Genomic DNA, 10525 nt, shown 5'->3' with positions numbered 1-10525 from the left:
GTGGCACATCGTGCCGGCGCGGGAAGCGCTTCGGTCGTCCTTGCCGCGCCCGGGAGGACCGCGGTGCGCTTCGCGTCGCGACGCGAGTGGCGAATCAATCGACGGCGCACGCGTCCGAGCCGCAACTCAGGTCACGGTCGGCTTCGGCCAGCAGCTTGTCGTAGTCGGACGGCAAGGCGATCCTGCGCCCGACCACCGCCGGCGAGTAGCCCTGCAACCAGTAGGAATTGGTCGGATGCCCGCCGCCGGCCACGGTCAGGATCAGATTCTCGGGCCGGGCTGCGATCGGCCACGGATCGAGTTGGAGGCTCGCGCGCGTGGCCGGATTCGAATCCACCTCGATCCAGGAGACCGAGCCCGAGCGCGTGAGCGATGCCATCGGGATCTTCGAATGTTCCCAGAGAAAATCGCGCATCGACTTCTGCGTCCAGCCGAGCTCGGCCATGCGTTGCGCGACGATGTTAGGGATCATCAGCACGCCCGGCGTGCCGTCGGTCCAGCCGGGAACGCAATGCAGGTTCGGGGTGCGCAGGAAGTCCGCCATGCGGTGCATGCCCTGCAGCGCGTCCTCCTCGGCCGTTTCCTTTTTCGCGCTGCGCCGGCGGATGTTGGTCGCGCCGCTGGCAAAGGCGAGCGAGATGGAATTGGTAGCCGGCTCGAAGCCATGGCGCTCGGTGCCGTGCGCTATCCAGCCGGGCGGCGAGCCTTCCTCGTCTTCGGCGAAAACTGCGTTGGTGTAACGCATGCCGCCGTAGTTCGCCATCGCACCGGTGCCCGGCAGCGCGCCGCCGAGGTTCTGCTGCATGAGGCGCAAAGCGCGGCCGATGCTGGCGCCGGCTGGCCGCTGCGGGTCCGGCCCCAGGCAGCCGAAACCGGAATTGAGACGGATCTGACGCCGGATCGGGCCGTTGACGATGACGACCGGGAAGGCGCTGCCCGAGGCCGCCTGCAGCTGGTCCGAATTGGTGCTCGGATCGAGAAACGCTTCGACCGCGGCCAGCAGCACCGGCAGGTATTCGGGCCGGCCGCCGGCCATGGCGAGCGCGAGCGCGCACGCTTCCACCGTGACGATGGCTCCGCGCGGCGGCATCTTGCCGAGCACCAGCGATTCGGGCGCGGCCGCACCGCGCAGGATCCATTGCACCCGTTGCGGCGTCGGCAGCCACAGCGGCAGTCCGTCGCCCCACAGGTTGCTGATGGCGAGATGATTGAAGCGCGTCAGCGCCTGCTCGTAATCCGCTGCCTCGATCGTGACCATGCGACCGCGCTCGGCCGCGGTCTCGGCGGAATCGAGCTTCCAGCGCGTCAATCCCTCGTAGAACTCCTGCTTGCGCGCCTTGACCGGCGCGATGTCGCTCTCCGGCAGGAAGATCGGCATGGGAAAGGTGACCATCGCCCCCGCCGGGGCGAGCCCGAGCCCGGCAACCGCGTTACGGAATACGCCGACGAAATCGGCGCGTCCCAGCGTGACGGTCGGAATGCCTGCTGCTTCGAGCCGAGCGGCTGCACGGCCGCATGCTGTGGCGCAGGACCCTCAAGAGGCGTTGCCGACGATGACGGCGTCCACCCCCGCCTGCTGCACCAGCGCGCAGGTCGCGTCCTTCGGGATTTCGGCATTGCCTTGCGGAAAGGCGTCGATCGGCAGAACGCGCGCACCGGGGAAGTCGGACTCGAGCAGCGACTTGAGCAGCGGCAGCATGCGATGGGCTTGCCACTGCTCGTTGCTGAGAAAGCCGATCGTCTTGCCGTCGAGCGTGCCGACGCGCGCCGCGTGCGGCTGGCTTACCGCGATCGTTCCAGAGGGATCGTGAAATTCGATGCGCATGCTTGGTTCTCCGGGGCGGTCTGATACCGCGCGACTACACTATTGAGCTCCCCTCTCCCTTCGGGAGAGGGGCTGGGGGGTGAGCCCGGGAACTCGCGGACCATGGTCCGCGCCGGGCGAACGGCATCGGCCTGCATGCCGATGCGCGCACTGCAAGTGAGGGAAGTCGCGAGCACGACGCGTAATTTTCCCTCACCCTCGATCCCTCTCCCAAAGGGCCCGGAGGGAGAGGGAAGACAACCAATAGCCCTTGGGACAATCATACAGGGGGCCGTGAGGGAAGCGAGCTGTAAAGAATTTGGCGGAAGCTCGCTATGATCAGGATTTGCGGCTCGCGCTCCAGGCGTTCGAGCTCGAACCGGTCTTCATCACGCCTTCGATGCGCTCGCCGTTCACGCGTCCGCTGTACTGCACGCCGCCCGCGCTGAACACGAGCCGATCGCCGCTGAGCTTGACATTGCTCAGCTTGAGCTCGCGGCCGTTGGCATTGAGCGTGCCGGCGACCATCTGGAACTGCTGTTCGAGCGTGAGCGTGCCCTGCGGCGTTTTCCACGTGCCCGCAACCTTGGCCGGAACGATCCATAGGTAGGCCGTGCAATAGCTGGTGCAGCCTTCCTCCGTGGTCGCGGTGGCCGACTCGTCCCACTTCCAATCGCCCATCGTGAACGAATTCGACACCACACGCGTGCCCGGTTTCATTTCGAGCAGTTTCGGGCGCAGCTTCAGGTTGATGTCCGGCAGCAGGAACATCGTGATGACGGTGGCGTCGGAGAAATCGGTCTCGAACAGATCGGCGCGCTTGAACTCCGCCTTGCCCGAGACGCCGGCCTTTTCGGCGTTGCGTTTGGAGAGCTCGACCATGTCCGGGTTGTATTCGATGCCGAGGGCGGTCGTGCCGCGCTTGGCTGCGGTGATGACGGTGCGCCCGTCGCCGGAGCCGAGATCCACGAGCGTATCCTGAGGCGTGACCTTGCCGAGCGCCAGCATCCTGTCGACCAGGGCTTGCGGCGTCGGCACCCAGATCACGTCCTTGCCGTGCTGGCCGACCTGCGGTTCGTACTCGGCTTTGGGGCCGGTGGTCTGAGCACAGGCGACGGTGGCCGCGGCGATGAGGCATCCGAGGGCGAAATGATGGCGTATGAGCGGGGTCATGGCGTCTCCGGTGTGGTAGCGGTGCGAGGCAGTGCATGGCCGCCGTCGCTTACGCCGCATCTTAACCAAAGGCGGGCTTTTCGCCGAAGCACTGTGTCGAAATATTTCGGCTGACAGGGCGCCGGCACGCACCGAGCGTGTCGCCCTGGGCGCCCGGACCGTTGCTGCGCCGCCTGATCCAGTCGGCGGTCCGCGAGGCGACCCGTAATTTGCCGCAATCGCGCTAGCGTCCTGAGTCAGAAGTTCGTCACCCCCGCGAACGCGGGGGTCCAGGCGGAGTCTTGTTCTGGATTCCCGCTTGCGCGGGAAGTCGCTTCCGCCATAGCGGGAGGTCGCTCGCGCCAGAACGCGAGCGACAAATTACAACGAATTTACGATTCACCGCACTAGCGCTGGACCTTGATGCCTGCCGTCTTCACCACGTTGGCCCACTTCTGGCGGTCGTCCACCATCGACTTGGCGAACGAATCCGGCGTACGCGGGATGGGGTCCGCACCCCGGCTGGAGAGCAACTTGGAGAGCTCCGGGGTTTTGAGCGCCGCGTTGATATCGCTATTGATGCGCTCCACCAACGGGCGCGGCATGTTGCGCGGACCGATCACGCCATACCAGCCCGAAACCTCGAACGCGGGCAGTCCCGCCTCCTTGATGGTCGGCACGTCGGGAAGTGCCGAGGCGCGCTGCGGCGTGGTGACCCCGAGCGCACGCAAGCGTCCGGACTTGATGTAGTTGATCGACGACGGCACCGATGGGAATGCGAACTGCAGGTGGCCGCCGATCAGGTCGATCAGCGCGAGGCTTTGCCCCTTGTAAGGAATGTGCGCGTACTCGACCTTGCCCAGGATCTTGAACAGCTCCGCCGACATGTGGCTGGGCGAGCCGACGCCGGAGGTCCCGTAGCTCAGCTCGCCGGGGCGCTTCTTCGCCAGCGCGATGAACTCGGGCACCGAGCGCACCGGCAGCGACGGATGCACCACCATGATGTTCGGCACCATGGCCACGATCGCGATCGGGGTGAAGTCGCGCACCGGGTCGAACGGCAGCTTCGGATAGATCGAGGCGTTGATGACGAAGCCTTCGGGAATCATCTGGATGGTGTGGCCGTCGGGCGCTGCTGCGGCGGTGATCTCGCCCGCGATGATGTGGTTGGCCCCCGGCCTCGGATCGATCAGCACCTGCTGCGAATATTTTTCCGCGATCTTGTTGCCCAATGCGCGCGCGATGATCTCGGTGGCGCCGCCCGGCGCGGCGCCGACCAGGAATCGCACCGGCTTGGTGGGGTAGTCGGATTGCCCCAGCGCGACGGCCGGGGCGGCCAGGCAGCCTGCCAGCGAGGCTGCGATGCACCGCTTGCGCGTTCCCATGGTTTCCTCCTCCTTGTCCCGGGCAGGCCGCGTGTCGCCGGCTGGCCGATGGAGCCAACACTGTACTGGACCGCGTTCCGGCCCGAAAGGGGCCCGGAAAGCCCGTTGCGGCAATAGCCCGGGACAGCGGTGTCTCGTGGGCGATCGGACGGCAACTCGGGCCAGCGGTTGGCTGATCACTATCGCGACTGTCCCGTAAGGGGCGTCGCGCATCACGCATGAAGCTCCAAAAATGCGATCGCCATGCCGAATTCGGGCGGGTCAAGGGCACCCGCAGAACCTGATCTTGAGTTTGCTTAGGGCGCGGTACGCGCATAGACTGGTTCTATTGTGACGGTTCCTACCTCGGCATCAATGCGCGCCCTGGCCGTGCGATTGCTCGCCGCGGAAAGATCGCGCACGCCGGTTTCCAACCAGCACTTATACGAAGCGGTGCGGGTCTGCGAAAAGCTGCGCCTTTCCCTGACGCGTTTCGCCGGCGCAGACGGCTTCGCATCGCTCCTGAGGCGGAGCCTCGCCCTGGCGCGGGCGGAGGCCCCTTCGCTCGACCGAATCGCGGTCAATTCCGACTGCTCCATGGATGGACTCGAAGCGCTTGCGGCCGATGAGGCCGACGGTGGGGCCGAGGCGGCGGTCGCACTGGCAGCCCACCTGCTGGGGCTGCTGGTGACATTCATCGGCGAACCGCTGACGCTGCGCCTGGTGCGCGAAAGTTGGCCCGACGCATCGTTCGATGCGTAGAGAGAAGTAGAGAGAAGGATCGAAACTTTCTATGAGCACGCGTCGCAAAAAAAACGAGCCGGGGCCGGATCGACGACAAGACCGGGTGAAGATTCGCCAACTGCCCGCCGGTGTGCCGGGCCTGGATGAGATCCTCGGCGGCGGGCTGCCCGAATACTCCTTCAACATCATCGCGGGCGCGCCCGGCTGCGGCAAGACGACATTGGCGCATCAAATCATGTTCGCCAACGCCAGCGCAACGACCCCGGCGATCTACTTCACCGTCCTGGGCGAGCCGGCCATCAAGATGCTGCGCTACCAGCAGCAGTTCGACTTCTTCGATCAGTCCAAGATGGACGGATCAAAACCGGCGATCCGTTTCGTCAACTTGAGCCAGATCGTCCTGGAGAAAGACCTCGGTGCCGTTCTCGACGAGATCATCGAGCAGGTCGAGGCGATCCATGCCCGGATTGTCGTGGTCGATTCTTTTCGCACCGTGGTCCGCAAGGCCCAGTCCGAAGCGGCCGCGGGGAAGACGAGCGAAATGGAGCTCCAGGGCTTCGTCCAGCGCCTGGCCCTGCACCTGACCAGTTGGCAAGCCACCACGTTCCTCATCGGCGAATACGTCGAAGGCGAGCTGCGCGACAACCCGGTCTTCACCGTCGCCGACGGTCTGCTCTGGCTTTACCAGAGCGTCGAGCGCAACTCGATCGTACGCAAAATGCAGGTCATGAAGATGCGCGGCCAGGAGTCGGTGCCGGGCATGCACACCTTTCGCATCAGCGGCGCCGGCGTGCAGACCTTCCCGCGCACCTTCGGGCTCAGCGAAGAAACGGGCCACGTCAAGGGCAAGCGGCGTCTTTCCACCGGCATCGCCAGGCTCGACGAGATGCTGCATGGCGGCATCCCCGAAGGCGAGAGCCTGCTCCTGGCCGGCCCTTCCGGCTCGGGCAAGTCGACGCTCGGCATGCAGTTCATCGACGAGGGTCTGCGCCAGGGCGAGCCCGGCATCGTCGCCATCTTCGAAGAGTTGCCCATCGAGCACGTCCAGCGGGCGAGAATGTTCGGCATTAACTTCGACAAGCCTCAGAAAGACGGCAAGCTAAAGCTCATCTACCTGCGCCCGCTGGATCTTTCCGTCGATGAGACCGTCCACGAGATCGTCAAGTCCGTAAAACAGATCGGCGCCAGGCGGCTGGTCATCGACTCACTGGTCGGCTTCGAGATGGCGCTGGCCCCGGGCTTTCGCGAAGACTTCCGCGAGTCGCTCTATCGCATGATCGCCGCCCTCACCCGATTGGGCGTGACCATCATCAGCACCGTCGAGATCGAGGAAGACTTCACCTCGATGGACCTGAGCAAGTTCACCGTCTCGTTCCTGGCCGACGACATCCTGCGCATGCGCTACGTCTCGATCAACGGCCAGTTGCGCAAGATGCTGATGGTGGTGAAGATGCGCCGCAGCCCGCACTCGATCGACATGCACGAATACCAGATAACCCGGAAAGGCCTGGTCATCGGCGAGCCGCTGCGCGGCTACCGCGGCCTCACCAGCGGCATTCCCGAACCGTGGTCGGTCGAATCCGGGCAAAATGATCCCACGCTGCGACAGGACCGTCCGACCCAGCCCGCGACCGGGCTTCCTCGTAAGCGCCCAAGGAAAAAACGATGACTGACCCCTCGGGACAGGCGGGAGAGGGGGACTTCGAGCGGCAACTGCGTGAAATGAACGAGGCGCTCCTGGTGTCCTCGGTCCACCAGCACGAGCTCACCGAAAAGGCGCAGCGGGCCGAGGCGGCGGCAGGCCACGAGATCATCGAGCGCAAGCGGGCGCAATCGCTGCTCCAGTATCAAAAGGAAGCGCTGGAATTGCTGCTCAAGGGTGAGCCTCTCGAGCGGGTGCTCGATTTCCTGGCGCGCTCGATGGAGAGCCAATCGCAGGGCAAGTTCCTGGTCACCATTCATCTGCTGGAGGCCGACGGCCACCATTTCGGCTACGTCGCGGCGCCCAGCTTGCCGGCGCGTTACGCACAGGCGACCCGGGGAATGGACGCGCGCCTGGAGTTGGGTGTGTGCAGCTCGGCCGTGGTGTCTCACAAGCCGACGATCGTGCGCGATTTCGCGCTGGAGGCGCGTTGGCCTGCGTTCAGCGCCGACATGGTTTCGCTCGGATTGCGGGGTTGTTTCACCACGCCCATCGTGTCGCCCCTCCCCGACCAGAGAATTCTGGGCACTTTCGCCATCTACTATCGCGAGCCGGGCGACCCCAGCCCGCACGATCGGCAGCTGGTGGATTTCGTGACCCACACGGTAGCCCTCGCGATCGACCGCAAGCAGATCGAGCAGGCGCTGCGCGAAAGCGAGGAGCGTTTTCGCACGCTGGCCGACAACATGTCCCAGTTCGCCTGGATCGCCGATGCCCAGGGCGGGATCTACTGGTACAACCAGCGCTGGTACGACTACACCGGGACCACGCCGGAGCAGATGCAGGGGCGGGGCTGGAAGGCGGTTCATCATCCCGATCACGTCGATCGCGTGGTCCGGGGCCTCCAGCATTCATGGGACAGCGGCGAGCCTTGGGAGGACACCTACCCGCTCCGCGGCAAGGATGGCGAGTACCGCTGGTTCCTTTCACACGCACGTCCCATCCGCGACGAACAGGGCAACGTGCTGCGCTGGTTCGGAACCAATACCGACGTGACCGAGCAGCGCGAGCTGGAGAGCCTGACCAGGCTGCAGTCCGAGCAACTGGCTGGCGAATCGCGCCGCAAGGACGAGTTCCTGGCCATGCTCAGCCACGAACTGCGCAACCCCCTGGCCCCCATCCGCACCGCGGTTCATCTTCTCAAGTTGCATGAGCGCGGCAGCGAAAATTCGATCCAGCAGCGGGCGCGGGAGATCATCGAGCGCCAAGTCAACAACATGACCAAGCTGATCGGCGATCTGCTGGAGGTCTCGCGCGTGGTCAGCGGCAGAATCCGGCTCAATCAGACTATTCTGGATCTCAGCCAAGTCGTGAAGCATGCGATCGAGACCGTCACGCCGCTGCTCGAGCAGCACCGGCACGAACTGGTCTTGCATCGGTGCAATGACCCGATCTGGGCGCATGCGGATGCCACTCGCATGGAAGAGGTGCTCATCAACCTCCTGAACAACGCGGCGAAGTACACGCCCGACGGCGGGCGCATAGAGGTCTGGTGCGAGGGCACTTCTGGCGGCCAGTTCGTCCAGGTGCGGGTCCGCGACAACGGCATTGGGATCGATGAGAAACAGCTGCCGCACATCTTTGACTTGTTCACGCAAGCCGACCGTTCGCTGGCCCGCAGTGCTGGGGGGCTGGGCATCGGCCTGTCATTGGCGCATCGGCTGGTCGAACTGCACGGCGGAACTGTTGAAGCGCACTCTCCTGCGACGGGAAGCGAAGTTGGAAGCGAGTTCATCGTCAAGCTGCCGCTGGCCGCCTCGCCGATTGGGGAGGCTCAATTACTGCCGGACGAGCGCGCGCGCAACCCTGACGGAATGCGCGTGCTGGTCGTCGATGACAACATCGACCTGGTGCTGATGCTTTCCAGCGCATTGCGAAAGAAGGGCTACGCGGTGCAGGTGGCCTACACCGGCCCCAACGGGCTGGAGGTTGCCCGGCAGTGGCGGCCGGATGTGGTGCTGCTCGACATCGGCCTGCCGGGGCTGGACGGTTACGACGTCGCCCGGCGGCTGCGGACGATGCCACTCGGTGAGGCGGACGGGGGCGAGACGTTCCCGGGGCGGATCATCGCGGTAACCGGCCACGCCCGGGACATCGACATCATCCGGGCCGGTGAGGCTGGTTTCGATGCTCACTTGGTGAAACCCTTCGACTTCGATGAGCTCGAAAAATTGATGACGTCCGCGCGGAAATAAGAAGGTGGGCGCGGGTCGCGGAAAGTTGGTCTCCCAATTGCGACGCTACGCAGAGCACCTGTGCCGTTCGAATGCTTCCATCGGAGGCGGGGGCCCCGGGAGAACCAAGCAGTCCTATGGATTCCCGCCTGCGCGGGAAAGACTTGCTCGGAATATCCCGGGGCTTACTTGAGGTTACGAGCGGCGGCGCCGATCACCTGCACGCCGGCCCACTCCTCGAAGTAGGTGATGAGCGTGGACGAATCGCGCTTGGCGCCGCCGTGGTTCACGCCGTAGCCCCACAACTGCCTTGCCATGTTGCCGAGGAACATCGTCACGCCGAGCCGTTCGGCCTCCTTCATGCACAGGGTGATGTCCTTGTACGTGATCTCCATGTTGCTGCCGTAGTCGAACGTGCGCGGCAGCACGGCACGCGGCATCTTGCGCAAGGTGCAATCGTTGGCGCCGGTGCTGTCGTTGATGACTCGTACCATGGCGTCCGGGTCGAGACCGGCTTTCGCGCCGAGGACGAAGGCTTCGTAAGTGGCTGCGGTCGAGATCTGCGACAGCAGGTTGTTCACGAGCTTCATCATCTGCGCCTGGCCGGAGCGAGCGCCCATGTAGTGCACCTTGCCGACGCATTCGAGCAGTCCCGCCACCCGGGTGAACGCCGCCTCGTCGCCGGATACGATCACCGACAGCTTGCCTTCGCCCGCCCGCTGCACGCCGCCGCTCACCGGCGCATCGAGCAGATGCACCTTGCGTTGCGCCAGCTCGTTGCCGAGCGTCTCGGCGAACTCCGGTCCGGTGGTCGACATGTCGACCACGATTTCGAGCGCGCCGCCCTGAGTGAGACCGCTGGGACCGGTGAGCACTTCGCGCACCGCGTCGAGGTTCGGCAGGCACGTGAAGACGACACCCGCTTCGGCGGCGACCTCGCGCGGCGAACCGGCCGCACGGGCGCCCGCATCCTGCAATCCCCGCATCGCGGCGGCCGAGATGTCGTGGACGATGAGATGATTGCCGGCATCGAGCAGACGGCGCGCGATCGGTGCGCCCATCTTGCCGGCGCCGATGAATCCGAGCCTGGGTTTGGAATCGGCTGGGCTCATGTTCCTCCTTCTCGCATGAAACGCACGGCGCAGGCGCGATTGAATGCGGCGCCGCTGCCGCGACATGCTGTCCAGTGTATCAGCGCGACTCGTGCGTGTGCGGCGCGATTGCGATCGAGCGCGGCAGCGAAATCAGCGACCGCGACCCGCGCTGGCGCCGGAGCGTTTTGCGCTGCCGCTGGCTGCACCGGATGTGGCCGCGCCGGTTGCCGACGGTGCACTTCCCGGCGTGGCGGTCGCAGCGCCGGGTGCTGCAGTGGTTGCCCCGGGTGTCGCTGTCGTAGTGCCCGGTGTGGCGGTTGTCGTGCCGGGCGTGGCGGTCGTGGTGTCGGGAGTCGCTGTGGTCGTGCCCGGTGTGGCGGTCGTGGCGTCCGGAGTCGCCGTGGTCGTGCCCGGTGTGGCGGTCGTGGCGTCCGGAGTCGCCGTGGTCGTGCCGGGCGTGGCGGTCGTGGTCCCCGGAGTCGCCGTGGTGG

The 10525-nt window shown here is 65.3% G+C and carries 9 protein-coding genes; 4 read left to right on the top strand and 5 right to left on the bottom strand.

Going from position 1 to position 10525, the window contains the following annotated elements; all coding sequences use genetic code 11:
- Positions 1–94: 94 nt before the first annotated feature.
- From GEV05_28475 to GEV05_28460, 4 genes are all read right to left on the bottom strand, one after another.
- Positions 95–1393, bottom strand: a complete 1299-nt coding sequence (locus GEV05_28475; protein MPZ47228.1) for a hypothetical protein — start codon at positions 1391–1393, stop codon at positions 95–97.
- 141 nt (positions 1394–1534) lie between these two features.
- Positions 1535–1825 carry a hypothetical protein gene (locus GEV05_28470; GenBank protein ID MPZ47227.1) on the bottom strand — a complete coding sequence of 97 codons (291 nt, stop codon included), beginning with the start codon at positions 1823–1825 and terminating at the stop codon, positions 1535–1537.
- 318 nt (positions 1826–2143) lie between these two features.
- Positions 2144–2977, bottom strand: coding sequence for a methyltransferase domain-containing protein (locus GEV05_28465; GenBank protein ID MPZ47226.1), 834 nt, complete (start codon positions 2975–2977; stop codon positions 2144–2146).
- Positions 2978–3363: 386 nt separating this feature from the next.
- Positions 3364–4557, bottom strand: a complete 1194-nt coding sequence (locus GEV05_28460; protein MPZ47225.1) for a tripartite tricarboxylate transporter substrate binding protein — start codon at positions 4555–4557, stop codon at positions 3364–3366.
- A gap of 153 nt (positions 4558–4710) precedes the next feature.
- Between GEV05_28460 and GEV05_28455 the strand changes: the two genes are divergently transcribed.
- Genes GEV05_28455 through GEV05_28445 form a run of 3 tightly spaced genes read left to right on the top strand, consistent with a single transcriptional unit; the run spans position 4711 to position 8961 of the window.
- The gene (locus GEV05_28455) at positions 4711–5082 is read left to right on the top strand and encodes a hypothetical protein (protein ID MPZ47224.1); all 372 of its coding nucleotides are present in this window, start codon (positions 4711–4713) and stop codon (positions 5080–5082) included.
- Between the two features lie 31 nt (positions 5083–5113).
- Positions 5114–6733, top strand: coding sequence for a protein kinase (locus GEV05_28450; GenBank protein MPZ47223.1), 1620 nt, complete (start codon positions 5114–5116; stop codon positions 6731–6733).
- Positions 6730–8961, top strand: coding sequence for a response regulator (locus GEV05_28445; protein ID MPZ47222.1), 2232 nt, complete (start codon positions 6730–6732; stop codon positions 8959–8961). Before GEV05_28450 ends, GEV05_28445 begins: the two co-directional genes overlap by 4 nt.
- 164 nt (positions 8962–9125) lie before the next feature.
- On the opposite strand, the gene GEV05_28440 is transcribed toward GEV05_28445, so the two are convergent.
- Positions 9126–10118 carry an NAD-binding protein gene (locus GEV05_28440; GenBank protein ID MPZ47221.1) on the bottom strand — a complete coding sequence of 331 codons (993 nt, stop codon included), beginning with the start codon at positions 10116–10118 and terminating at the stop codon, positions 9126–9128.
- 127 nt (positions 10119–10245) lie between these two features.
- Between GEV05_28440 and GEV05_28435 the strand changes: the two genes are divergently transcribed.
- Positions 10246–10525, top strand: a 280-nt coding sequence (locus tag GEV05_28435) for a cytochrome b/b6 domain-containing protein (protein ID MPZ47220.1), incomplete at its 3' end; no start/stop codon positions are given.

This window comes from Betaproteobacteria bacterium, assembly GCA_009377585.1.
Taxonomy (GTDB): Bacteria; Pseudomonadota; Gammaproteobacteria; order Burkholderiales; family WYBJ01; genus WYBJ01.
This window is presented reverse-complemented; position numbering and strand designations above follow the sequence as displayed.